Raw genomic sequence first — 22,607 nt, forward strand, 5'->3', positions numbered from 1 at the left:
CATTCGGAGTTAGGCCGTTCCCTGTTAGGCTGGGCCCTATGAGTGACCTGTTGGAACGCCTGCGCGATCGCGGCTGGCGGATGACCGCCCAGCGTCGCGTCGTGGCCGAGGTCCTCGACGGGGACCATGTTCATCTGACCGCCGACGAAGTACATGCGCGCGCCGTGGCAAGGCTGCCCGAGATCTCCCGGGCGACCGTCTACAACACCCTGGGCGAGATGGTTGTCCTGGGTGAGGTGATCGAGGTCTCCACGGACCGCCGCGCCAAGCGGTACGACCCGAACGCGCACCGGCCCCACCAGCACCTGGTCTGCGGCCAGTGCGGCTCGATCCGGGACGTCCACCCGGCGGGGAATCCGCTGACCGATCTCCCCGACACCGAGCGGTTCGGTTTCACCATCTCGAACGTAGAGGTCACCTACCGCGGCATCTGCCCGGCCTGCGCGGCGGCCTGAGGCACCCACTCCGCGATCCGCCCGCACCTGCGGACCCCGGCCCGGGGCGGCCGGGTGCGCGGATACCGGCACATGACTGAGGGCCCGGGCTCTTTCGAGTCCGGGCCCTCAGTCTTCAGTAGCGGGGACAGGATTTGAACCTGCGACCTCTGGGTTATGAGCCCAGCGAGCTACCGAGCTGCTCCACCCCGCGCCGTTGTGTTCGTAACAGTACGTGGGGGCGTCGATCAGTGCAAATCCTTTGGGCGGCGCCCGGACGGCGGTACACATCCACGGACGGCGGTCCCGTGGATCCCCGGTGGATCACGGGACCGCCGTCAGGCGGTCAGTTCCTGGCGCAGCGCCTCGGACAGCCGGGCAGCCCGCTCCGAGACCTCGGCGGGGCCCAGTTCCACGGCGAGGGTGCACCAGCGCTGCCCCTCGGCCAGCTCGCCCCGGCGGATGGCGAGCAAGGCGATCCGCAGCGCCGCCCGGCCATGTCCGGCGTTCGCGGCCGTGGACCACCAGAATCCCGCCTCCCGCTCGTTGCCCTCACGGGCCAGCAGCAGACCCAGGTTGAAGGCTCCGTTGCGGCTGCCGGCCTCCGCGGCCTCGCGGTACCAGCGCGCGGCCGCCTCGACGTCGTTGCGGGAGGCGGCGAGCATGCCGACCCGCACCTGGGCCCGGCGGTGGCCCTGTTCGGCCGCCCGCTCGTACCACTCCTCGCACTCGCTCTTGTCCGCGACGGGCTCGCCGAGTATCGGCGCGCCCGGCGGCGGCATCCGAGAGTCCAGCAGGGCGCCGAGCCGGAAGGCCGCCTCGGTGCTGCCGCCGCCCGCAGCGCAGCGCAGATGACGCTCCGCGGTGTGCTCCTCGCCGTCCCTGAGCAGCGCGATACCCACCTGGAGCGCCGCTTCGGTGTGGCCCGCCGCTGCGGCCCGCTCGTACCAGAGGAAGGCCTCCCGGTCGTCGTCACGGCCCGCGTGCAGGATGCCGAGGTTGAAGGCCGCGTCCACGCTGCCCGCCTCGGCGGCCTTGGAGAACCACGGTTCGGCGCCGGCCGGGTCGCCGTTCTGCAGCAGCAGCACGGCGAGCGCGTTGGCGGCCTCCCGGTGGCCCGCGTAGGCGGCCCGCCGGTACCACTGCTCGGCCTGGGACGTACGGTCCTGGGCAGCGCAGAGCAGCGCCAGGTTGTACGCCCCGTTGACGTCACCCGCGTCCATGGCGACGCGGTACCAGCGCTCGGCGGTCTGCTGCTCGCCGCGGGCGGCGTGCAGCGCCCCCAGGGCGTTCGCGGCATTGCCGTCGCCCTCCTGCGCGGCGCGCAGCCACCACACCGCCGCGCTCTCCTCGTCACCTGCGTCGCGCAGCAGAAAACCCAGCGCGCAGGCGGCACGCGCCTCGCCGTCCTTGGCCGAGGTCAGATACCAGCGGCCGGCCTCCTTGAGTTCGCCGCGCTTCTCCAGGATCACGCCGAGATGCAGCGCCGCCCGGCGGTGGCCGCGGGCCGCGGCCTGGCGGTACCACTGCTCGGCCTCGGCGGCGGGCGACTCCTCGGTGGCGGCCCGGTCCAGCATCCGCGCCAGCCGGTAGGCCGCCTCCCGGTGGCCCTGCTCGGCCGCGGACCGCAGCCAGCGCTCCGCGCCGACGTCACTGCGGTGCTCCAGCAGGTCGGCGAGTGCGTACGCGCCCAGCGCGTGACCGGACTCGGCGGACTGACGAAGCCAGTACTCCGCTGCGGGCTCGTCGCCGCGCTCACGGTAGTGGCGCCCCAGGGCGTGGGCCGCGGCTGCGGAGCCCGCGACGGCGGCGATACGCCACCAGCCGGCCGCCTCGTCCGCGTAACCCCGCTGGTGGAGCAGGACGCCCAGGTTGTTGGCGGCGGCCCGGTCCCCCTCGCCGGTCGCGGAGCGCAGCCAGCGCTCGGCGCCGTCGAGATCGCCACGGCGTAGCAGAAGGGCACCGAGCGCACTCATCGACGCGACGTCGCCGCTCTCGGCGCCGCGCAGGTGCCGCGCCTCGGTCTCGGCGTCGGCCGTGTCCTCCGCGTTGACGGCGTCTCCGCCGTACTCGGCGTGCCTATGCACAAACCGCCCTGTCTCCAACAGAGTTGCCCTGTCCCCCATAAACACCATCGTCCCACCACCCGCAACCCGCGTACACCTGGTATATCGCAGCCCAGGAGGTCACTTCAGCGTTTTGTCGACATGCCCACAGAGAGATAAGTGAAACATGAACCAGCGCCAACTTCCGGTAGGCGGAGGCAATTTCCTCTGGGGCGCGTCGCCCGTCACGCCGGTCCCGGCAGACGGAAACCGTCCGGACCGAGCCCGCCCACACATGACGCAGGGCCCGGATCTCTTCCGAGATCCGGGCCCTGCGTCTTCAGTAGCGGGGACAGGATTTGAACCTGCGACCTCTGGGTTATGAGCCCAGCGAGCTACCGAGCTGCTCCACCCCGCGCCGTTGTGTTCGTAACAGTACCACGGGTGCGGAGGGTGGTTTCACCACCCTCCGCACCCGCCTGATCAGGGCTTTTCAGCTCTGATCAGGCGGTCGGCCAGGTGCGGGCCCCGCCGGTTCTGCGGGGCCCGTGTTCAGCTGCCCTTCTGGCTGGACTTGGCCTGTCCGCTGGCGTCGGCAGCCCGCTGAAGAGCTTCCTGGAGTGCCTTCTGCGCCTTGTCGTAGGCGGTGAAGTCAGGCTTCTTCAGTGCGGCCTGGCCGTCGTCGTACGCCTTCTGGGCGTCCGCGACGGCCTTCTTCAGCGCGTCGCTCCCGGTGGCCGGCGGTTTGGTCGTGTTGCCGGTGTCCGGTGGCGGGTTGGTCTCCTGCCCCTCGGTGCCGAAGACCTCGTTCAGCGCCTCGCCCAGCGTGTTGCGGAACGCGGTCGTGTCCCCGTCCGGCGAATCGGCGTCCGCGTAGGAGACGGCCACCTTCTTCAGCAGCGGGTAGTGCGAGTTGCGACCCTGGGCGTACACCGGCTCGACGTAGAGGAAGCCGCCGTCCAGTGGCACGGTCAGCAGGTTGCCGTACTCGATGTCGGAGTCGGCGCCCTTCATGTCCCGCACGAAGTTGGCGACATCGGGCAGGCTGTTGAGCTTGTTCTGCACCTGCTCTGGCCCCGGCACCTCGGACGTCACTCTCAGCAGTCTGATGGTGCCGTACTCCGGGCTGGCCGCATCGGCGTTGACCGCCATGAAGCCGCCGAGGTTGGGGCGACCGCTCGGTGTGAACGTCGTGGTGAGCGAGAACTGCTGCCCTGTGCCCTTCTGGTTGGGCATCTTCATGGACAGGTAGTAGGGCGGAACCGCCCTGTTGTCCCTGGTGGTCGGGTCGTTGGGCACCTGCCACGCGTCACTGCCGCTGTAGAACTGCTTGGGATCCTTGACGTGATAGCGGGTGAGCAGTTCACGCTGGACCTTGAACATGTCCTGCGGATAGCGCAGATGGGCCTTCAGCTCCGTGGGGATCGCGGACTTCTTCTTGACCGTGTTCGGGAAGGCCTTCATCCAGGTCTTGAGTACCGGGTCCTTGTCGTCCCACTGGTAGAGCTTGACCTGACCGGTGTAGGCGTCGACGGTGGCCTTCACCGAGTTACGGATGTAGTTGACCTGGTTCTGCTGGGCCACCACCGCGCGCTGGTTGTCGGTCAGCGAGTCGGCCGTGGTGTCACCGAGCGTCGTACGTGATGCGTACGGATATCCGTTGGTGGTGGTGTAGGCGTCCACGACCCACTGGATCCTGTGGCCGACCACCGCCGGATAGGCGTCGCCGTCAATGGTCAGCCACGGGGCGACCGCTTCGACCCGCTGCTTCGGAGTGCGGTTGTAGAGGATCCGCGAGCCCTTGCCGATGGCCCCCGAGTAGAGGATCTGCGGCTCGCTGAAGGCCGCGGCGTACGCCGCACGGTTCACCGGGTTGGAGATGTCCACCCCGCTGTTGCCGGCGTAACTCGTGGTCCGCTCGCCGTTGTCCTCGTAGTCGAGTTCCTTCTGCGGGCCTCCGACGATGGAGTACTGGGTGGTGTTCTCGCCGTAGTAGATCCGCTGCTGGTAGTCGCCGAGCTTGCCCTTGGTCGGCAGGCCCGACTCGGTGAAGACGGGGGCGCCGTTGCTGTCCGTGGCGGTGCCCTTGGCCGTGATGGCACCGTAGCCGTGGGTGTAGGTGAAGTGGTCGTTGATCCAGTTGTGCTTCTGGATGCCCGCGATGTTGAGCTCGCGCAGGCCGATCACCGTGTCCTGCCCCTGATAGCGGTCCACGTCCAGCGTGGCGGGGAAGCCGTAGTACTTCCGCTTCTGCTCCAGCTGCTGGAACGTGGGCGAGACGACGTTCGGGTCGATCAGCCGGTAACTGGCCGCGGAATCCGCGTCATTGCGCTGCTTCGACGTGTTCTTGGTGGTGCTCTTGCCCGAGTAGTCGTCGACATCCGTCCCCGCGATGCCGTACGCCTTGCGGGTGGCATCGATGTTCTTCTGGATGTACGGCGCTTCCTTGGCCTGTTCGTTCGGCTGGACCGTGAACTTCTGGACGATGGCCGGGTACAGCCCGCCGATCAGGATCGCCGACAGCACCATCAGACCGAAGCCGATCACCGGGAGCTGCCAGGTGCGGCGCCAGAGCGTCGCGAAGAAGAGCAGGGCGCAGATGACCGCGATGCAGAACAGGATCGTTTTGGCCGGGAGGTAGGCATTGGCGTCCACATACCGCAGACCGGTCCAGTTCCCGGTGGCCTTGAAGTCGCTGGACTTCACCGCGAGGCCGTACCGGTCGAGCCAGTACGCCACGGCCTTCAGCGCCACGAAGAGGCCGAGCAGCACCGACAGGTGGCCGGTGGCCGCAGCGGTGGCCCGCGCACCCGGGCTGGTGACCCGCAGACCGCCGTACAGGTAGTGCACCAGCGCCGCGGCGATCACCGAGAGCACCGCGGCCGCGAAACCGAAGCCCAGCAGGAAGCGGTACCAGGGGAGGTCGAAGGCGAAGAACGACACATCCAGCTTGAACTGCGGGTCCTTCTGGTGGAAGGGCACGCCGTTGACGAACATCAGCCAGGTGCGCCACTGCCCCGATGCGGACGCTCCCGCGATCAGCCCCACCAGCGCGGTGATCCCGAACAGCAGCCACTTCTTGTACGGCGCGACGCCCATCCGGTAGCGGTCGAGGCTCTGCTGCTCCAGCGACATCGCGCTCAGCGGGGGCCGCAGCCGGTGTGCCAGCCAGATGTTCACCCCGACGGCAGCCGCCATCAGAACGCCGAACACGAGGAAGAGCCCGATCTTCGTCCACAGTGTGGTGGTGAAGACGGATGAGTAGTGGACGGATCGGTACCAGAGCCAGTCGGTCCAGAATCCGGCGAACATCACGAACGCCATGGCCAGGACGGCCAGCACACCCAATGTCATCAGCAGGGTGCGGGCACGGCGGGACGGCCGGCCCACCCTGATCCGTGGCCCGGTCGGGCCTCCGCCGCGGTCCGGCATCTGGAAAGCCAACGTGCGCACCTCGAAGTTCGCGGTCGTGTGGAGCAGGCCCAGCGATCGTAGAGCCCACCCATGCAACTTACTGAGGCTTTACTCAGTTCCCGTTCCCGGGGTGGAAGAGGGCAGGATATTGCGCATGCCCAACGTTTCTTCTTCCTCAGGTCCTCCGATGGCCTCCAGTCCCCTCACCGTCGCGGTGCTCGAGATCGACGAGTACGCGTCCGGCCTCGGCTGGGACCAGCCCGCCCGGCTCTTCGCCCTCGTGGACACCGCGAAGCTGCGCACCCAGGAGCCGGGCCTCGCCGCCCAGCTCGGTCTCGACGACTCGGCACCGGCCGCATCGCTGACCCCCGTGGAACAGGACGAGATCCCGTCCTCCACTCCGCTCGACGAGTTCCTCGCCACGATCGCCTGGCCCGACGCGGTGGCCGGCTGCGCGATGACGGTCGAGCGCCTGATGCTCCCGCCGTCCGCCGAGGCGTCGGTGCCCGAGGGCATGAGTGAGGCGCAGCTGACGGACTGGGTGGCCAAGCATCCGGACCGCCAGGAGGTGCGCATGACGGTGGCCGTTCTGCGTGACGGCACCCGCGAGTCCGCGTTGCGACTGCGCGAGAAGGACTCCCCCAACGAGGTGCTCACCGGCCCCGAACTGGTGCCGGGCCTCGCCGAGGCGCTCTCGGTGACCTTCGAGGCGTAGGCCGCCGCACCGGGGAGCGCCGCACGCCGCCCGTCGGCGGGCTACTTCGCCGAGCAGCTCGGCAGGTCGGCGGTGTTCCCCGAGCGGATCTTGTCCAGCGCCTTCTTCGCACCGTCCATGGTCTTCACCTTCACCAGGGTCAGTCCGGACGGCGTGTCGGCGGCAGCGGCCGAGCAGTTCTCCGCGGGCGTCAGGAAATACCTGGCGCCCGCGTTCCGCGCACCGATCAGCTTCATCTCGATGCCACCGATCGGGCCGACCACGCCCTTGTCGGAGATCGTGCCGGTGCCGGCGACGAACTTGCCGCCGGTGAGGTCCCCCGGCGTGAGCTTGTCGACGAGACCGAGCGAGAACATCAGTCCGGCACTGGGACCGCCCACGTCGGCGAGCTTGATGTCGATGCTGAAGGGGAACGTGTGGTCGAGGCCGGCCTTGATACCGACGATCGCGTGCGGCTCCTCGGGGGGCAGCGCCTTCGCGGTGGTGAGGGTGACCTTCTTGCCGCCCTTCTGCTGATCGCCGGCTTTCGCGGCGCCGGCCGCAGTCCCGGCGGGAATCACCGTGAAGACGACCTTCTGGCCCGCCTTGTGCCGGGTGACCAGCTTGGCGACATCGGTCGGCTCCTTGACGGGCGTACCGTCCACTTCCTTGATGAGGTCGCCCGCGTGCAGCCTTCCCTCGGCCGGGCTGTCCTTGACGACCGTGGAGACGACCACCCGGGACTTCACCGGGATGCCCAGTTCGTTCAGGGCAGCGACCTTGGCGCTCTCCTGGGACTCACTGAACTCCTCGGCGTTCTGCTGGGTCGACTGCTGCTCCGTGGTGCCCTCCGGGTAGAGGGTGTTGTGCGGGACGACCACCGTGTCGTGCGCGAGCCAGCCGTAGACCGCCTCGACCAGATTCATGCTGTAGTCCGCGGTCGTGACCCGGACCGTCACCATGTTGAGGTTGCCGGACGTCGGGTACGTGCGGTGCCCCGAGATCTGCAGCACAGGCTTGCCGCCGGCCCTGCCCAGGGTGTTCACCGTCGGGCCCGGGCTCATCTCGGCGTAGGGGACGCTGAGGAACACCCCGCCGCACAGCAGCGCGATCAGAACGAGCGTGGAAGTGAGCAGCGTCAGGGTGCGGCGTGGCATGGAACGACAGTACGGGACGGGTCTTCCGGCGCCTCGCCGGGGCCGGTCCGTCCTGGGACGCCCGGTCAGAGCAGATCCGAACCGGACCCGGCCTTCTCCATGGCGTCGCGGAACCGCGCATAGCCCGCGAGTTCGGCGCCGTCGGCCGTGGTGCGGTGTCGGCCGGCCCAACCGCCCCACACGGCAGCTCCGATCGCCGCAAAGAGCGGAATCAGCAACCAGGCAAGTGCAGCCATTGCGACCTCCGGACCCCCATGAACAGTCGCGAACCGACTGATCAGCAGATTAACCGTCTGCAGATCCAACGCTCACGGCAGGGGGTCGGTTACGCAAATCGGGCATCTGGTCGAGTGTGACTCCGAAAGATGCCCTGGATCAGCAGGCACCCACCCATTCGTCGGTACCGTCCGAGAACGTCTGGTGCTTCCAGATCGGTACCTCGTGCTTGAGGTCGTCGATCAGCTTGCGGCACGCCTCGAACGCCTCGCCGCGGTGCGGGCAGGAAACGGCCACGACCACCGCCAGATCTCCCACCACCAGATCCCCCACCCGGTGGACGGCGGCCAGCGCCCGCACCGGGAACTGTGCGGTGATCTTCTCCGCGATCCGGCGCATCTCGTCCTCGGCCGACGGGTGGCAGGTGTAGCCGAGTGCCTCGACCGGGCTGCCCCCGTCGTGATCGCGCACCGTGCCGACGAACAGCGCCGTACCGCCGGCGGCGTCGTCACCCACCGCGCCGAAGACCTCGTCGAGGCTCAGCGGGGTCTCCCGGATCGCCAGCAGCCTGATCGGGTCTGCGTGCGGTGTGGCGGGGCGGGAGCCGGGCGCCGGGTGCGCTGCCCGCGACGCGGTGGGCCCCCCGGAGGGGGACTGAGCAGCCGTCTCGCCCGGACGGTCGTTGGAGGAAGCCATAGCGCCCATGGTGCCGTACCGGGAGGACAGGGTGGAATAGCGCTTTCACCCGGCACCCGCGGCCGCCGCTTGGAGCGTCCTACAGAGCGCCCGGCGTTCCTTCGGCGGTGCGGGCACTCCCCACCACTTCCCGTGCTGCGGCAGGAACGTCCGCCCCGTCGCACGCCTGCCACCGCACCGAGGACTCCCGGTCCTAGATGCGGCCCCGCCGGGCCTTGCGCGCCCGTCGTACCAGCGCCGCCGTACCGAGCAGCGCCACGGTGGCACCCGCGGCACCGGCGGCCGTGGCGTCCTTGCGGCCCAGCCTGCGGCCGCCGACCGTGTACCGTCCCGCGACCTCATCGAGCAGTTCGGCGAGCACCTCCTCGTTGGTCCATTGGGGTCGCCACCCCGCGTCATGGAGTCTGCTGACGCTCACCACCCAGGGATGCATGGTGTAGGCCAGGTCGCCGGCGGGTGACGGGGTCAGTCCGATGCGGTGCAGCCGGGCCGCGGCTCCGAGCGCGACGGCGGACGGCAGCTCCATCCGGCGGATACCGCTGAGCTCCTCGACCTCCCCCTGCTCGAGCCACCCGTCGCAGCCGACCGCGAACTCGCCGTCCACCTTCTCGAGTGCCGCGTACTCCAGCGCGCTGACCAGATCGTCGACATGGCAGAACTGCCAGGTGGGACGGGTCCCCGTGACGACGAGAAGACGGGGCGACTCGAAATAGCGGGTGAGCGCGGTATCGGTGCCGCCGACCAGGACGGCGGGTCTGACGACGGTCACGTTGAGGCCGGGGTGGGCGCGCGGCGCCCGGCGCCCCAGCCGCTCGATCTCCAGCAGGTCACCGACCCCGGTCGCCTCCGCCGTGGCCCGCAGCTCGGCGTCCTCGGAGAGCGGGATGCCGTTGTCGGGCAGCGCTCCGTAGACCATCGCGGATGTACAGAGCACGACCCGGTGGACGCCGGCGGCCGCGGCCGCGGTGAGCACCGTCTGCGTGCCGCGGACGTTGTAGGCCGTACGGGCGGCGGCGTCCCGCTCCAGATCGAGATCGAGCGCCAGATGCACCACGACATCTGCGCCGCGCAGCTTCTCGGCGATGGCCGGGTCGCGTACATCCAGAATGTGCCACTGCGCCTCGGAGACCTCCCCGCGGCGCTCGTCCATGGCCACCACCTGCTTGACCTCGTCGGATTCCGCCAGGCGCCGGGTGAGCAGCGCGCCGACACCGGAAGCGGCGCCGGTGACCGCGACGACGGGTCCTCGGGAGGGCTTGGCTGAAAGGTTTCGCGCTGCGCGAACCTGTGGATCTGGGGAACTCACCGGGCGTCTCCAGCGGTTGTCTTCAGTACGTACGCGAACTGACACGTACGGACCAGGTGGCGTCCATCCTGCCGCAGCGCAGGCTCCGGCATGGCACTGAGCCCTTATCCGGCCAGGGTGTCCGGTGGACGACCGCCAGGTCGGACCCGGCCTTACCGGGCGGTCACCCCCTACCCTGGGTGGTGTTGTCGGGCAATCGCTGTCGGCCATTCGGCCGACGGCCCTACGAGCCGAGGAAACCCGTGAGTGACACCCCATTCGGATTCGGCCTTCCGCCGGAGGAGCCGGAGGACGGCGACGAGGGCAGGAGCAAGGGCAACCAGGGCGGCGGTCAGTCACCGATGAATCCGTTCGGGATCGGCCCCGGCAGCGGCGGGGACAACCCCTTCGCGGCGATGTTCGGTTCGATGAACCCGAACGACCTGGGTGCGGCCTTCCAGCAGCTCGGCCAGATGCTCAGCTACGAGGGCGGTCCCGTGAACTGGGACATGGCCAAGGACATCGCACGCCAGCAGGTTGCCCAGGGCACCGCCGACGGCACCAAGGACTCCAGCGTGGGCCCCGCCGAACGGTCCGCCGTCGAAGAGGCCGTACGGCTGGCCGATCTCTGGCTCGACGGCGCCACATCGCTGCCCTCCGGCGCGGGTACGGCGGTCGCCTGGAGCCGCGCCGAATGGGTCGAGGCGACCCTCCCGGTGTGGAAGGAGCTCGTCGATCCGGTCGCGGAGCGCGTCGGTGCTGCCATGGGCGGCGTACTGCCCGAGGAGATGCAGGCCATGGCAGGCCCGCTGCTCGGCATGATGCGGTCCATGGGCGGTGCCATGTTCGGCCAGCAGATCGGGCAGGCCGTGGGGGTGCTCGCGGGTGAGGTGGTCGGATCGAGCGACATCGGGCTCCCGCTGGGCCCGGCGGGCAAGGCCGCACTGCTGCCGCTGAACATCGAGGCCTTCGGCAAGGACCTGGGTGTCGACAAGAACGAGGTCCGGCTTTATCTGGCTCTGCGCGAGGCCGCCCACCAGCGTCTTTTCGCTCACGTTCCGTGGCTGCGCTCGCATCTGTTCGGCACCGTCGAGGGCTACGCCCGCGGCATCAAGGTCGATACCTCGAAGCTGGAGGACGTGGTCGGCCAGCTCGACCCCTCGCACCCCGAGCAGCTGCAGGAGGCCCTTCAGCAGGGCATGTTCCAGCCGGAGGACACTCCGGAGCAGAAGACCGCCCTGGCCCGTCTCGAGACCGCGCTCGCGCTGGTCGAGGGCTGGGTGGACGCGGTGGTCCACGAGGCCGCGAAGACCCGTCTGACCTCGGCGGACGCGCTGCGCGAGACGCTGCGCCGACGCCGCGCGTCCGGCGGCCCCGCCGAGCAGACCTTTGCCACCCTGATCGGACTGGAACTGCGCCCGCGGCGGCTGCGGGACGCCTCGCGGCTCTGGGCGTCGCTGACCGACGCCCGCGGGGTCGACGGACGGGACGCACTCTGGGAGCACCCGGACATGCTGCCGACCGCATCCGATCTGGACGACCCCGACGGCTTCGTCCACCACGAGCAACTGGACTTCTCCGAGCTGGACAAGATGCTCGGCGAGGCAGCCGGGACCCGTCCCGGCGAGGCCGGCCCGGAGAAGAACGGCCCGGAGAAGAACCGCTCGGAGGAGAGCGGCTCGGAAAAGGACGTTTCCGGTACGGCGCAGGACGGCGGCACGAGCGACGAGGACGACACCGACAAGTGAGTCTTCACGACGAAGCGGTCCTGACGCTCGAGCAGTACCGGGGCCGGGACGGTGGCGCGGAGCAGGCGGAACTGCGGCAGCACTATCTGGATCACCTCGCGGCGCATCCGGACGGGATGTGGAAGGCCTGCACGGCGGGACACCTCACCGCTAGTGCGCTGGTGATCGATCCGGAGCGCGGCCGTGTGCTGCTCACCCTGCACCGGAAGCTGCGGATGTGGCTGCAGATGGGCGGACACTGCGAACCGGGCGATCCGACGCCGGCCGCGGCGGCGCTGCGCGAAGCGACCGAGGAGTCGGGGATCACCGGTCTGACCCTGCTGCCCGGCGGCCCGGTGACGCTGGACCGTCACGCGATCCCGGCGCCCTGCAACCGGCACCTCGATATGCAGTACGCCGCGCTGGCAGCCCCGGGATCGACCGAACTGATCAGTGACGAATCGCTGGATCTGCGCTGGTTCGGCTACGACGAGGTGCCGGCCGTGGCCGATGCCTCGGTCCAGCGCCTGGTGGACCGGGTCCGGGCAGTGCTCTGAGCGACACGGTGAGGGGCGGTCCCTACCACGGGACCCGCCCCTCACCGGCGCGCTGACGCGAGGGCACTCAGCTCCAGGCGTTGCCCTGGTTCTGGGTGTGCGCCCCGTACTGCCCGACACCGTACTGCGCACCGAGCCCCTGCCCGATCTGCGCGTGCTGCGGCGGCATCACCTCGCTGGGCTGGACGAGCGCGAAGCCCTGCCCGAGGAAGCTGAGCTCCCAGCCCTCGCCGGTGTCACCGCGTCGGCGCCGCACGTTCGACGAGTGCGTCTGCGCCTGCATCTGCACCCGCAGTCCGGACGACCAGGCGACGATCGCGTCCGCGTCGGCGTTGACGTACTTGTCCGGCGTGACCTGCATCATCAGCGGCTGGCCCGAGGTCATCAGCGCGACCTTTCCCTGCCCGGTGATGTTGAGCTGGTACTTGCCGGACCCGGAGATGCCGTACTGACTGTCCACTGCCACGACCGTGTGACTGAGAGTGGAGTCCATCGCCAGCACGTAGGCACTGTCCACCGTCAGACCCTCGTGGTCGACGTCGACGATGTGCACATGCTGCGCCAGGTTGGCCAGGTAGACCGTGCCCTGCCCATGGCAGCGCATCAGGTTCAGCCCCTCGCCGGTGTGAGCCCGAGCGCGGTGCTGCTGGTTCGACTGGTACTCGGCGTCGAATTCGATCAGCCCCTGATAGGCGACCATCGAGCCCTTGCGGGCGAGGATGTCGTCGTGTCCGGCCAGCGCGACCCGCAGCAACTGCGAGTTCTGCGCCGTGTACCGGTCCTGGGTCTGCTGTTCCGTGTAGCTGAAAAGCGGGCTCTGCATGGTGTTCTGGCTCCTCTCAGTTCCGGATCCGCAGACGGTCGGTACTGTCCTCACTCGGCTGTACGACGACGATTCCCTGTCCGGAGAAGGCCATCTGGTAGGCCTCCCCGCTGCCCCGCCCGATGAGTGAGGACGCCTTGAAGCTCCGCTTCCCCTTCACCCTGAGATTCGGGGACCAGGCGACAAGGGCGTCCGGGTCGACATAGGTCTCGTCCTCACCGCTGCCGCAGTCCACCACCAGCGGGGTGCCCCGCGAGGTGATGGCGACCCATCCGCTGCCGGAGACCTGGATGTTCCACAGCCCCTGGCCGGCGAACTTCGCCATGCCCTTGACCCGCTCCACACCCCAGGTGAGGTTCGCGTCGAAGGCCAGCAGGTTGGTGCCGTTGACCGAGAGCGCGTCGTTGTTGAGATTGATGACGACGACATCCGCGCCGTAGTCGGCGAGATAGAGCAGTCCGTCGCCGGAGCACTTCATCAGCGGGGCGCCCTCACCGGTGATCCAGTCACGGGCGATCTGGCGCACGGCCGGCGGGTTCGGCTCGTACTGGACGAATCCCTCGTACGCGACCATCGAGCCGGTACGGGCGAGGAGATCCTGCCCGGTCTGCATGGCGACCTTCAGCATCTTGCTGCCGTGGTTCTCCATGCGGGCCGTGACGGGGGTCGGGGTGTAGCCCGCGAGTTGCTGGTTCATGACGGGCTCCCTCAGACCTCGTACGGCTGGACGATGATGAAGTTCCCGGGCGCGCCCCGGAACTGGAGGTTGACGCTCTCGCCGCTGTCGCCCGGATAGGCGTTGCGCCGAAGCCTCACCTGGCTGGAGACGATCACCTGCGAAGCGGACGACCAGGCGACCACCGCGTTGCAGTCGGCGAACGTGGTCGGCGTGACCGGCAGGACCACCGGGGTGCCGTGGGTCTTCACCACGATCGTGCCGGTCCCCTGGAACAGCATGGTGAACAGGGCACCGCCGGGAATGCCGTGCCCCTCGATCCTGCGGACCTCGTACTGCAGCGTCTCGTCGAAGGCGAGCACGTTCTCAGCGGAGACGCAGATGCCGTCGCCCTGAAGTTCGATGGGATGCAGATGGGAGCTGTCCTCGGCGAAGAAGACCTGGCCGCGGCCGGTACAGCGCATCAGCTGCATCTCCTGGCCGGTGGCATTTCCCACGATCCGCCCGGCGAAGCCGGCGCCCTTGTAGCTGAAGTCGACCTTGCCCTGATACATCACCATGCTGCCCTGGCGGGCGAGTACCGGGTTGCCGCTGACGGTGAGGTCCGCCCGCATCAGATACTGGTTCTGCGGGGTCCACCGCTGGCCGGTGGCCGTTTCGCGGTACTTCTGGAAGGCGGCCTGCAGGCCTGGGCCGGCGGCCGGCTGCTGCTGCTGCCCGTACGGAGCGGGCTGCCCGTAGGGGGCGGGCCCGCCGTACGGAGCGGCCCCCGGCGGCTGGGCCTGGCCCGGCACCTGGCCGAACTGCGGCTGCTGAGGCGGCTGTCCGTACGGAGCGGGAGCGGGCGGCGGTACGGTCCCACCCGGCATCTGCATCGGCGCGGCGATGGTCGGCGCCGCATGTACGGGCGGTGGTGTGTGCGCGGGCGGCGGCTGCTGCCCGGCGGACGGACCTCCGAACGCCGGTGCGGGCTGCGGGGCGTGGGCCTGCTGGGGCGCGGCGGCCGGGGCGCCGAACGACGGCGCGGGCTGGGCGGCCGGAGCACCGAAGGCGGGCGTCCCGAAAGCGGGCGGCGTGCTCTGCGGCTGGGCGGCCGGCTCCTCCTCGGCCACCTCGCCGCCGAAGTTCCTCAGCAGGGCGTCGAGCCCGCCGTCGAAGCCCTGCCCGATGGCGGCGAAGCGCCAGACGTCCTTGAGATAGAAGTCGCCCAGCATGACCGCACGCTCGGTGGTGAACTCCGAGCCGGTGAAGGCATATCTGACGACCTCTTCACCACCCGCGACGATGCGGATGTACCCGGGGCCGGCCTGCGACATCTGCCCGGGTCCGTCGATGGTCGCGGTGAACGAGAGCTTGTGGATGTTGGCGGGAATGCGGTCGAGGGTGACCCGGAACGATTCGGTGTCGCCGGCCTGGGTGCCGAGAAGCTGAACCGACTCCTCGGGAGACTTCGGCTGGTTGAAGAAAATGAAGTAACGGTCGTCCGAAAGCTGCTCATTGGCGTCGAGCCCGAAGCAGCTGATGTCGAAGGTCAGTCCGGCGCCCGCGATCTGCACACCTACGTACAGATCGGTGCCCGCCGTGAGGTCACTGATCTTGGCCTTGTGGCCGCGTTGGAATTCCCTGGCCATACGAAACGACCGTCCCCCATCCCGGAAATGCGATTACGTCGCGCCAGGCTAGCGGCAAAAGCCGACATCCGGCCAAGGCGGTGCCCACCCGGTACGGAGACGGTACAGAGTGACGCAGCGTCACTCACCGCGTGCGGCGGGCAGATGCGGCAGCCGTTCCGCGGCCACCACACCCTCGAGATATCCGCGGGCGCGTTCGGTGCGCGGATAGGCGTCGAGTAGCTGCCAGAAGCGCGGGCCGTGGCCGGGCACCAGCAGATGGGCCAGCTCGTGGAGCAGTACGTAGTCGACCACGTACTCGGGCATGCCCTGCAGCCGGTGCGAGAGCCGGATGCTTCCCTCGGCCGGAGTGCAGGAGCCCCAGCGGGTGTTCTGGTTGGTCACCCATCGCACCGATTCGGGTCGGGCCCTGCCGTCGAAATACTGGGCGGACAGCCGCTCCGCGCGCTCCGTCAGCTCCACGTCGCCGAGAACCCGCTTGCTCTCCTGGGCGGCGAGCTTGTCGAGCATCACGGTCACCCAGCGGCGCTCCTCGGCATCCGACATACGGGCCGGGATCAGCACGATGGTGCGATCGCCCTCACGGTAGGCGGAGACGGTTCTGCTGCGCCGAGCGCTTCTGCGCACCTCGACCGCGCTCGTCACAGGGCCGCGGGGCTGCTGGCTCCTGGCGCTGCGCGATGGGTTTCCGGCGGTGTGCAGGGGATCGACGGGCACGCCCCGACGTTACCCGCTGTCAGTGCGGGAAGTCCTGTCCCCGGACGCGCGGAGCTTGATCCGTTCCACGGTGTGCACCATTTGAAGTACTAATTCCCCACCCCTGTGGATAACTTTTCGCAGCGTCTGCGCACTCCCGCCATTCTGGCAACGGGCGCAGGCACCAGGATCGCGCGAAGAGCGTGCGGCAGGTGTGGCGAGTGCGCGTCAGGACGCACCGGGGGCCCACCGACGAACGGGGACGAACAATGCATCCGATGGTGAAACCCGCGCTGCGGCGCGCATGGCGGGACAGGCAGTCCGTGCAATTCGGGGTGACTCCGGCCCAGGCGATGGTGCTCGGCCCGATCGACACCGCGACCGGCTGTCTGCTCGATCTGCTGGACGGGACGCGTGGACCGGATCTGCTGCGCCAGGAGGCCAGGGCCCTACGGCTGACCGAGCACCACCTGGACGAACTGCTCTCCCGGCTGACCGCCGCCGGACTGATCGACGACGCGACGGCGGGCGGAGAGGCGGCCGACGCCTTACGGAAGAGATCCAGCACTGTCGACCGGCTGCGCCCCGACCTGGCGTCGCTCTCCCTGATCCACCCCGGACCGGGCGCCGGGACGGCCAGGCTGGCCGCCCGACGGGCCGTACGGATCCAGGTCCGTGGCGCCGGCCGGGTCGGCGCCGCGGTCGCCGCGCTGCTCTCGGCCTCCGGGGTGGGTCAGGTCGAAGTCCTCGACGGGGGCTGCGTCGAGCCGTGGGACATCGCGCCCGGCGGTTTCCCGGCGGAGGCGGCCGGGGAACGCCGGGACACAGCGGCCCGCAGGCTGGTGAGACGGTCCGCGCCCGGCACGCCGCCACGGGCTGCTGGGAAGGGGACGGGGACGGATGGCGGCCCCGGGCTGTCGCTGATCGTGGTGGCGCCACGCGATGGATTCGCGGCATATGTCCCTGACCCGGCTCATGCCGCGGACTGGATCACCTCCGGAACCCCGCACCTCTATACCGGAGTTCTCGAAGGCACCGGAATCGTTGGCCCTCTTGTCCTTCCCGGAGGCACCGCCTGCTCGGGGTGCCTGGCGCTGCGACGGGCGGAGCGTGATCCCGGGTGGCCGAGGATGGTCGCGCAGTGGCGCTCCGGCCGGCGCAACCCGGTCCAGGCCTGCGACCTCGGGCTGGCCACCGCCGTGGCCGGCCTCGCGGCCGCGCATGCCCTGACATTCATCGACGGCGATCTGCCGGCCTCCACCGGAGCGCGGTGCGAGGCATCCCTGCCCTTGCTCGACTGGCGTTCGGCACGGATCGGACCCCACCCCGACTGCTCGTGCGGTGCCAGTGGGCACACTGAAGGGGAGCGCCCTTCGGGGGCCGGGGTTCCACACGACACAATGGCCGGGTAACGCCGTACGCTCCACGGCAATCTGGGAACTGGAGGGGCGCATGTCTGATCTTCCCCGGAAAGCGGTCACTCGTACCGCCAAGCTGGCCGCACTCCCCCTGGGCTTCGCCGGACGCGCCACCTGGGGGCTGGGCAAGCGGATCGGCGGCAGATCCGCGGAGATCGTGGCCCGCGAGCTCCAGCAACGCACCGCGGAGCAGCTCTTCAAGGTGCTGGGTGAGCTGAAGGGCGGTGCGATGAAATTCGGCCAGGCCCTCTCCGTTTTCGAATCGGCACTGCCCGAAGAGGTCGCGGGCCCGTACCGGGCGGCACTGACCAAGCTGCAGGAGTCAGCCCCGCCCATGCCCGTGCGTACCGTGCATGCCGTGCTGGAGGAGCAGCTCGGCACCCAGTGGCGGGAGCTGTTCACGGAGTTCGACGACAAACCGTCGGCTGCCGCGTCCATCGGGCAGGTGCACCGGGCGGTGTGGCACGACGGACGGAACGTCGCGGTCAAGGTGCAGTACCCGGGGGCCGGGGAGGCGCTGCTCTCGGATCTCACCCAACTGAGCCGTTTCGCACGGATGCTGGGCCCGCTGATCCCCGGCATGGACATCAAGCCGCTCATCGCCGAGCTGCGCGACCGGGTGTCGGAGGAACTGGACTACGAGCTGGAGTCCCGGGCGCAGCGCGCGCATGCGGCCGAGTTCGCGGACGATCCGGACGTGGTGGTTCCCGATGTCGTGCACCAGAGCGACCAGGTGCTGGTCACCGAATGGATCGACGGGGTGCCGCTGGCCGATGTGATCACCGAAGGCACGGCCGACGAGCGCAACAGGGCAGGCCAGTTGCTCGCCCGTTTCCTCTTCTCGGGGCCCGCCAGGACCGGACTGCTGCACGCCGATCCGCACCCGGGCAACTTCCGTCTGCTGCCCGGCGAAGACGGCGATGAATGGCGGCTGGGCGTACTGGACTTCGGGACTGTCGATCGGCTGCCCGGCGGTCTGCCCGACACCATCGGCGAATCGCTGCGGATGACGATCGAGGGGGAGGCGGAGGCTGTCTACGAGCTGCTCCGCGAGGAGGGTTTCGTCAAGGATTCCATCGACCTCGACCCCGAGGCGGTCCTGGAATATCTGCTGCCGATCATCGAACCGGCCCAGGCCGAGGAGTTCACCTTCACCCGGAGCTGGATCCGAGCACAGGCGGCCAGGATCGCCGACCCCCGCTCCCCCGCGCACCAGTTGGGCCGGCAGCTCAACCTGCCGCCCTCGTACCTTTTGATACACCGGGTGACGCTGAGCACCATCGGGGTGCTGTGCCAACTCGGCGCCACCGTGCGGCTCCGGGACGAACTCGAGATGTGGCTGCCCGGCTTCCTGCCTGCCGGGACGGGGCCGGACGCAGAGCCGGACACTGAGGCGGAATTGCCGCCTGCCGAGGCCGAGACAGGTTCCGGCGAGGGTAGCGAGGCAAGCGCCGAAACAGAGCTGCCGCTTGCCGAACCAGAGACAGAGGGGGAACTGCCGGCTGCCGATGCGCGGATCTGAACGTCCCGGGCACCCGGCGGGGGCCGGCCGCGATCGCGGCCGGCCCCCGTTCTCTTCTTCGCTTCTCGCCTGCGCTGTTACTCGCCTGCTCTGCTGTTCGCCTGCTTGTTACTGCATGACGGCCATGGCCAGCGCACGACGGGCGCGCAGTGACGCGCGCTCGGCGCGACGCTGCATCCGACGGGCAGCCAGCAGGTGCATTGCCTGGCGCTCCATGTCGGCCTCCCGGCGGCGCTCGTGCATATGGGCACGAGCCATGGCTTCTGGAATGAGTTGCATCTCTCGGGTCCTGTTCTGACGCGACGCGGTGGCGCCGATGGTGGTGACGACTGGGGTTGCGGAGCCGGACGGCTCACTCGTGGAAGAGGTCATCGGGTCCCGCTTCTGGGGATCGTGCGTGTGGGGACGGTCAATCGTTCCGGGGCCGGCGAGTTTCATGCGGCGACCGGGTTCTTGCGCGGACGGCCACGCGGCCGCTTGCGGGCAACCACGACACCCTGGACGAAGAGCTCGCCACCCCAGACACCCCACGGCTCGCGCCGGTCCTTGGCGCCGGCGAGACAGGCCTCGACGAGCGGGCAGGTACGGCAGAGGGACTTGGCGTACTCCACATCGGCCGGGGTCTCCGCGAAGAAGACCTCCGGGTCGTAGGCCCGGCAGGGTACGGGCACATCGAGGTTCTCGATGGCGTCGTCGAGCACGGTCAGCGCGGTGAGCGGGAACACGGTGGGATCCTCCGGGGCATCAGGGGGCGGGAGCGTCTGCGAGGGCGGTACGGACGGGGCGTGCGCTTCGATTTGCACGGTGTTTTCGTTCCTCGTCTGGTTGTTCCGGTCTGTTTGACCGAAGGTCGTCTGGTGGCCCAGTACAAACAAAAGGGCCGCGGATCCCGGGTGGGGTTCCGCGGCCCTGAAGGCGCCTGCCTGATGGTGTATCAGACTGGATCACTCCAGGGTTCGAGCCCGCGGAAGGCCCACATCGTGTGGTGCTGCGTTTCGTGCTGCTTCCCGAAGCCGGCACCGGTTGCCGCAAACGCATAGGTCTTGGCCGCTGCGATTGCTACTGCTGCTTCCGGTGCCTCGGTCGGTCGCTCATTGAGATCCCGGACGGGCAGGTTCACGAGGGAGACACGGCCGGCGGCAGAAATACCGGACAGACCAGTCCCTCGGAGCGAGACGTCGAGCGGGCAGGTGGCGACGACCGAGCGGTCGGTCATTTTGGTGAACTTCGTGATGCTTGCCACTGGTCTCGCCTCCTCTCGGCGTCTCGGGGACGGGAGGCCCGGAGGCCTCGTCCCATACGTATTCGGGTTAAGTACAGCACGGATTCAGGGCTTCAGAGAAGTCGCTGTTCCCGTGGTTAAGAACCTAAGGGGGTTCCCCGCGCGTGCGCAAACTATTTTTTCCACGAGTTTCGGTCAGTCTTCGCCGGGCGCGGGGTCAACCTCCTGACCTGCGCAGATCGCAAGGACGTCGGCACCGAACCGGGCAATCTTCCGCGCACCGACTCCGGCGATGCCGATGAGCTCGCCCTCGGTGGACGGCACGGCCTCGGCGATGGCCATCAACGTCTTGTCCGTGAACACACAGAAAGCGGGCTGGCCGACCTTGCGGGCCTGGACCCCGCGCCACTCGTGCAGCCGTTCATAGAGCGCCTCGTCCATGTCCGAAGGACAGTCCTCGCAGCGCATCAGCTTCATGTCCCCGGCGTCGGTCAGCGTCTTGCCGCACACCCGGCACCGCACCGGCCCGCGCTGTTTGCGGCGACTCGCGCTGCCACGCTCGACACCGGCCGCGCCACCGGCCGCCGCGCTGCCCCGCACCCCCGCGGCCGAACCGGGCCGCAGACCGTTCAGGAAGCGGCTGGGCCGCCGGGAGGCCCGGCCACCCGGCGACCGGGACAGCGCCCAGGAAAGCGAGAGATGCACCCGCGCCCGGGTGACTCCCACATAGAGCAGCCGGCGCTCTTCCTCGACCTGTTCGTCCGTCTTCGCGTAGGTGATCGGCAGCATGCCCTCGTTCAGCCCCACCAGGAATACCGCGTCCCACTCCAGCCCCTTCGCCGCGTGCAAGGAGGCGAGGGTGACGCCCTCGACGGTCGGGGCGTGCTGCGCCGCAGCGCGTTCGTCCAGCTCGCCGACCAGATCCGACAGGGTCGCCCCGTCCCTCGCCCTGGCGAAGTCCTCCGCCAGCCGCACCAGCGCGGCCAGCGACTCCCAGCGGTCGCGGACCGCCCCGGAGCCTGCCGGGGGCTCCGCTCGCCAGCCTTTGGTGCCGAGCACCGCCCGCACCTGGGACGGCAGGTCCACCGCGTCGTCGAGCAGCGAGTCGTTCCCGCCGGCCCGGGCTGCCCCGCGCAGCGCGACACCCGCCTCACGTACCTCTGGGCGCTCGAAGAACCGCTCGGCGCCGCGCAGCAGGTACGGCACCCCAGCGTCGGCGAGCGCCTGCTCGTAGACCTCCGACTGGGCGTTGATACGGAACAGCACGGCGATCTCCGAGGCGGGCACGCCCGCGGCGATCAGTTCCCTGATCCGGCGGGCTGTGCCCTCCGCCTCGGTCGGCTCGTCCTGGTACGCGGTGTATCCGGGCTCGGGGCCCGGGCCGCGCTGCGAGATCAGCTCCAGGCGGTGCTCGGCGGCCCGGCCGCTCGCCTGACCGAGCACTCCGTTCGCGAGATGGACGACCTGGGAGGTGGACCGGTAGTCGCGGACCAGCTTCACCACGGTCGCCTCCGGGTGGCGGACCCGGAAGTTCAGCAGATGATCGGGGGTGGCGCCGGTGAAGGAGTAGATGGTCTGGCCGGCGTCCCCGACCACGCAGAGATCGTCACGGTCGCCGAGCCAGAGGTCGAGCAGCCGCTGCTGGAGCGGGCTCACGTCCTGGTACTCGTCCACCACGAAGTGCTGGTACTGGCTGCGGATCCGTTCGGCGATGTCGTGCCGGTCCTGGAGGATGCCGACGGTCAGCAGCAGCACATCCTCGAAGTCGATCACTCCCCGGTCGCGCTTGAGCTGTTCGTACATCGCGTAGATCTGGGAGATCTCGGCGGGATTGCGCGGCGCCTCCCGGACGGACTTGGCGATCGCCGCGGGATAGTCGGCAGGAACGGTCTGGGTGACCTTGGCCCATTCGATCTCACCGGTCACGTCGCGCAGCTCATTGCGGTCCAGCCGGATCCCGCAGCGTGCTGCCGCCTCGGCGACCAGCTGGATCTTCCGCTCGACCAGCCGCGGCACCTCGCCGCCGACCGCCTTCGGCCAGAAGAACTGCAGCTGGCGCAGCGCCGCGGAGTGAAAGGTCCGCGCCTGTACGCCGCCCGCGCCCAGCTGGCGCAGCCGCCCGCGCATCTCGCCCGCCGCGCGGTTGGTGAAGGTGACGGCCAGCACCGTCGCGGGCTGCAGGATCCCCGAGCGCACGCCGTAGGCGATGCGGTGGGTGATCGCCCTTGTCTTGCCCGTGCCGGCTCCGGCCAGCACGCAGACCGGACCGTGCAGGGCCGTCGCGACCTCGCGCTGCTCGGGGTCGAGCCCGTCGAGCACCGCGTCGGCCGAGTCGGGGACCTGCGGGAAGAGAGAGGAATGCGTTGCTGGTGTCACCCCGCCATGCTGCCAGGT

The 22,607-nt window shown here is 69.3% G+C and carries 20 protein-coding genes and 2 tRNA genes; 6 read left to right on the forward strand and 16 right to left on the reverse strand.

Annotated features, from left to right (window positions below; all coding sequences use genetic code 11):
- Nucleotides 1-38: 38 nt before the first annotated feature.
- Entirely contained in the window at nucleotides 39-455 is a 417-nt protein-coding gene (locus OHS16_RS09880; RefSeq protein WP_328536801.1) for a Fur family transcriptional regulator, read from the forward strand.
- Nucleotides 456-574: 119 nt separating this feature from the next.
- On the opposite strand, the gene OHS16_RS09885 is transcribed toward OHS16_RS09880, so the two are convergent.
- The 4 genes from OHS16_RS09885 to OHS16_RS09900 form a co-directional block, all read right to left on the reverse strand.
- A tRNA-Met gene (locus OHS16_RS09885) sits at nucleotides 575-648 on the reverse strand.
- A gap of 124 nt (nucleotides 649-772) precedes the next feature.
- Complete coding sequence (locus OHS16_RS09890; RefSeq protein WP_328536802.1) at nucleotides 773-2,569, reverse strand: tetratricopeptide repeat protein; 1,797 nt, start codon at nucleotides 2,567-2,569, stop codon at nucleotides 773-775.
- Nucleotides 2,570-2,823: 254 nt separating this feature from the next.
- A tRNA-Met gene (locus OHS16_RS09895) sits at nucleotides 2,824-2,897 on the reverse strand.
- Between the two features lie 134 nt (nucleotides 2,898-3,031).
- On the reverse strand, nucleotides 3,032-5,911 hold the full coding sequence (locus OHS16_RS09900) for a UPF0182 family membrane protein (protein WP_328540784.1): 2,880 nt from the start codon (nucleotides 5,909-5,911) through the stop codon (nucleotides 3,032-3,034).
- Nucleotides 5,912-6,047: 136 nt separating this feature from the next.
- On the opposite strand from OHS16_RS09900, the gene OHS16_RS09905 reads away from it, so the two are divergent.
- Nucleotides 6,048-6,608 carry a PPA1309 family protein gene (locus OHS16_RS09905; protein WP_328536803.1) on the forward strand — a complete coding sequence of 187 codons (561 nt, stop codon included), beginning with the start codon at nucleotides 6,048-6,050 and terminating at the stop codon, nucleotides 6,606-6,608.
- Nucleotides 6,609-6,649: 41 nt separating this feature from the next.
- Here the strand turns inward: OHS16_RS09905 and OHS16_RS09910 are convergent, their stop codons facing one another.
- The 4 genes from OHS16_RS09910 to OHS16_RS09925 all read right to left on the reverse strand — a co-directional run bounded on the left by OHS16_RS09910 (nucleotide 6,650) and on the right by OHS16_RS09925 (nucleotide 9,962).
- Nucleotides 6,650-7,744, reverse strand: a complete 1,095-nt coding sequence (locus OHS16_RS09910) for a YlbL family protein (protein ID WP_328536804.1) — start codon at nucleotides 7,742-7,744, stop codon at nucleotides 6,650-6,652.
- 65 nt (nucleotides 7,745-7,809) lie between these two features.
- Nucleotides 7,810-7,980, reverse strand: coding sequence for a hypothetical protein (locus OHS16_RS09915; protein WP_328536805.1), 171 nt, complete (start codon nucleotides 7,978-7,980; stop codon nucleotides 7,810-7,812).
- Between the two features lie 139 nt (nucleotides 7,981-8,119).
- Nucleotides 8,120-8,656 (reverse strand): molybdenum cofactor biosynthesis protein MoaE, encoded by a 537-nt coding sequence (locus tag OHS16_RS09920; RefSeq protein ID WP_328536806.1) that lies wholly within the window; start codon nucleotides 8,654-8,656, stop codon nucleotides 8,120-8,122.
- Nucleotides 8,657-8,849: 193 nt separating this feature from the next.
- Nucleotides 8,850-9,962: an SDR family oxidoreductase gene (locus OHS16_RS09925; protein ID WP_328536807.1), complete on the reverse strand. Its 1,113-nt coding sequence runs from the start codon at nucleotides 9,960-9,962 to the stop codon at nucleotides 8,850-8,852.
- A 242-nt stretch (nucleotides 9,963-10,204) separates the two neighbouring features.
- Between OHS16_RS09925 and OHS16_RS09930 the strand changes: the two genes are divergently transcribed.
- The gene (locus tag OHS16_RS09930) at nucleotides 10,205-11,689 is read left to right on the forward strand and encodes a zinc-dependent metalloprotease (RefSeq protein ID WP_328536808.1); all 1,485 of its coding nucleotides are present in this window, start codon (nucleotides 10,205-10,207) and stop codon (nucleotides 11,687-11,689) included.
- Nucleotides 11,686-12,225 carry an NUDIX hydrolase gene (locus OHS16_RS09935; protein WP_328536809.1) on the forward strand — a complete coding sequence of 180 codons (540 nt, stop codon included), beginning with the start codon at nucleotides 11,686-11,688 and terminating at the stop codon, nucleotides 12,223-12,225. The genes OHS16_RS09930 and OHS16_RS09935 overlap by 4 nt, the downstream gene beginning before the upstream one ends.
- A 67-nt stretch (nucleotides 12,226-12,292) precedes the next feature.
- On the opposite strand, the gene OHS16_RS09940 is transcribed toward OHS16_RS09935, so the two are convergent.
- The 4 genes from OHS16_RS09940 to OHS16_RS09955 all read right to left on the reverse strand — a co-directional run bounded on the left by OHS16_RS09940 (nucleotide 12,293) and on the right by OHS16_RS09955 (nucleotide 16,072).
- Nucleotides 12,293-13,048: an AIM24 family protein gene (locus OHS16_RS09940; RefSeq protein WP_328536810.1), complete on the reverse strand. Its 756-nt coding sequence runs from the start codon at nucleotides 13,046-13,048 to the stop codon at nucleotides 12,293-12,295.
- Between the two features lie 16 nt (nucleotides 13,049-13,064).
- Entirely contained in the window at nucleotides 13,065-13,745 is a 681-nt protein-coding gene (locus tag OHS16_RS09945; RefSeq protein ID WP_328536811.1) for an AIM24 family protein, read from the reverse strand.
- An 11-nt stretch (nucleotides 13,746-13,756) separates the two neighbouring features.
- On the reverse strand, nucleotides 13,757-15,355 hold the full coding sequence (locus tag OHS16_RS09950) for a TerD family protein (RefSeq protein WP_328536812.1): 1,599 nt from the start codon (nucleotides 15,353-15,355) through the stop codon (nucleotides 13,757-13,759).
- 120 nt (nucleotides 15,356-15,475) lie between these two features.
- Nucleotides 15,476-16,072 (reverse strand): M48 metallopeptidase family protein, encoded by a 597-nt coding sequence (locus OHS16_RS09955; RefSeq protein ID WP_328536813.1) that lies wholly within the window; start codon nucleotides 16,070-16,072, stop codon nucleotides 15,476-15,478.
- A 248-nt stretch (nucleotides 16,073-16,320) separates the two neighbouring features.
- Between OHS16_RS09955 and OHS16_RS09960 the strand changes: the two genes are divergently transcribed.
- Nucleotides 16,321-17,463, forward strand: a complete 1,143-nt coding sequence (locus tag OHS16_RS09960) for a TOMM precursor leader peptide-binding protein (protein WP_328536814.1) — start codon at nucleotides 16,321-16,323, stop codon at nucleotides 17,461-17,463.
- 40 nt (nucleotides 17,464-17,503) lie between these two features.
- Nucleotides 17,504-18,991: an ABC1 kinase family protein gene (locus OHS16_RS09965; RefSeq protein WP_328536815.1), complete on the forward strand. Its 1,488-nt coding sequence runs from the start codon at nucleotides 17,504-17,506 to the stop codon at nucleotides 18,989-18,991.
- A 108-nt stretch (nucleotides 18,992-19,099) separates the two neighbouring features.
- Here the strand turns inward: OHS16_RS09965 and OHS16_RS09970 are convergent, their stop codons facing one another.
- The 4 genes from OHS16_RS09970 to OHS16_RS09985 all read right to left on the reverse strand — a co-directional run bounded on the left by OHS16_RS09970 (nucleotide 19,100) and on the right by OHS16_RS09985 (nucleotide 22,589).
- Nucleotides 19,100-19,429, reverse strand: coding sequence for a hypothetical protein (locus OHS16_RS09970; RefSeq protein ID WP_328536816.1), 330 nt, complete (start codon nucleotides 19,427-19,429; stop codon nucleotides 19,100-19,102).
- Nucleotides 19,426-19,794, reverse strand: a complete 369-nt coding sequence (locus OHS16_RS09975) for a WhiB family transcriptional regulator (RefSeq protein WP_328536817.1) — start codon at nucleotides 19,792-19,794, stop codon at nucleotides 19,426-19,428. The genes OHS16_RS09970 and OHS16_RS09975 overlap by 4 nt, the downstream gene beginning before the upstream one ends.
- A gap of 131 nt (nucleotides 19,795-19,925) precedes the next feature.
- Nucleotides 19,926-20,234 carry a hypothetical protein gene (locus OHS16_RS09980; RefSeq protein WP_443042585.1) on the reverse strand — a complete coding sequence of 103 codons (309 nt, stop codon included), beginning with the start codon at nucleotides 20,232-20,234 and terminating at the stop codon, nucleotides 19,926-19,928.
- A gap of 174 nt (nucleotides 20,235-20,408) precedes the next feature.
- Entirely contained in the window at nucleotides 20,409-22,589 is a 2,181-nt protein-coding gene (locus OHS16_RS09985) for an ATP-dependent DNA helicase UvrD2 (protein ID WP_328536818.1), read from the reverse strand.
- Between the last annotated feature and the right edge of the window lie 18 nt (nucleotides 22,590-22,607).

It is taken from the genome of Streptomyces sp. NBC_00344 (assembly GCF_036088315.1).
GTDB lineage: Bacteria > Actinomycetota > Actinomycetes > Streptomycetales > Streptomycetaceae > Streptomyces.

What these genes read in the sequence shown, in the direction of transcription:
- OHS16_RS09905 (WP_328536803.1), top strand. Translation starts at nt 6,048, where the DNA reads ATGCCCAACGTTTCTTCTTCCTCAGGTCCTCCGATGGCCTCCAGTCCC.
- OHS16_RS09920 (WP_328536806.1), bottom strand. Translation starts at nt 8,656, where the DNA reads ATGGCTTCCTCCAACGACCGTCCGGGCGAGACGGCTGCTCAGTCCCCC.
- OHS16_RS09900 (WP_328540784.1), bottom strand. Translation starts at nt 5,911, where the DNA reads ATGCCGGACCGCGGCGGAGGCCCGACCGGGCCACGGATCAGGGTGGGC.
- OHS16_RS09940 (WP_328536810.1), bottom strand. Translation starts at nt 13,048, where the DNA reads ATGCAGAGCCCGCTTTTCAGCTACACGGAACAGCAGACCCAGGACCGG.
- OHS16_RS09880 (WP_328536801.1), top strand. Translation starts at nt 39, where the DNA reads ATGAGTGACCTGTTGGAACGCCTGCGCGATCGCGGCTGGCGGATGACC.
- OHS16_RS09970 (WP_328536816.1), bottom strand. Translation starts at nt 19,429, where the DNA reads ATGAAACTCGCCGGCCCCGGAACGATTGACCGTCCCCACACGCACGAT.
- OHS16_RS09945 (WP_328536811.1), bottom strand. Translation starts at nt 13,745, where the DNA reads ATGAACCAGCAACTCGCGGGCTACACCCCGACCCCCGTCACGGCCCGC.
- OHS16_RS09910 (WP_328536804.1), bottom strand. Translation starts at nt 7,744, where the DNA reads ATGCCACGCCGCACCCTGACGCTGCTCACTTCCACGCTCGTTCTGATC.
- OHS16_RS09915 (WP_328536805.1), bottom strand. Translation starts at nt 7,980, where the DNA reads ATGGCTGCACTTGCCTGGTTGCTGATTCCGCTCTTTGCGGCGATCGGA.
- OHS16_RS09890 (WP_328536802.1), bottom strand. Translation starts at nt 2,569, where the DNA reads ATGGTGTTTATGGGGGACAGGGCAACTCTGTTGGAGACAGGGCGGTTT.
- OHS16_RS09965 (WP_328536815.1), top strand. Translation starts at nt 17,504, where the DNA reads ATGTCTGATCTTCCCCGGAAAGCGGTCACTCGTACCGCCAAGCTGGCC.
- OHS16_RS09950 (WP_328536812.1), bottom strand. Translation starts at nt 15,355, where the DNA reads ATGGCCAGGGAATTCCAACGCGGCCACAAGGCCAAGATCAGTGACCTC.
- OHS16_RS09960 (WP_328536814.1), top strand. Translation starts at nt 16,321, where the DNA reads ATGCATCCGATGGTGAAACCCGCGCTGCGGCGCGCATGGCGGGACAGG.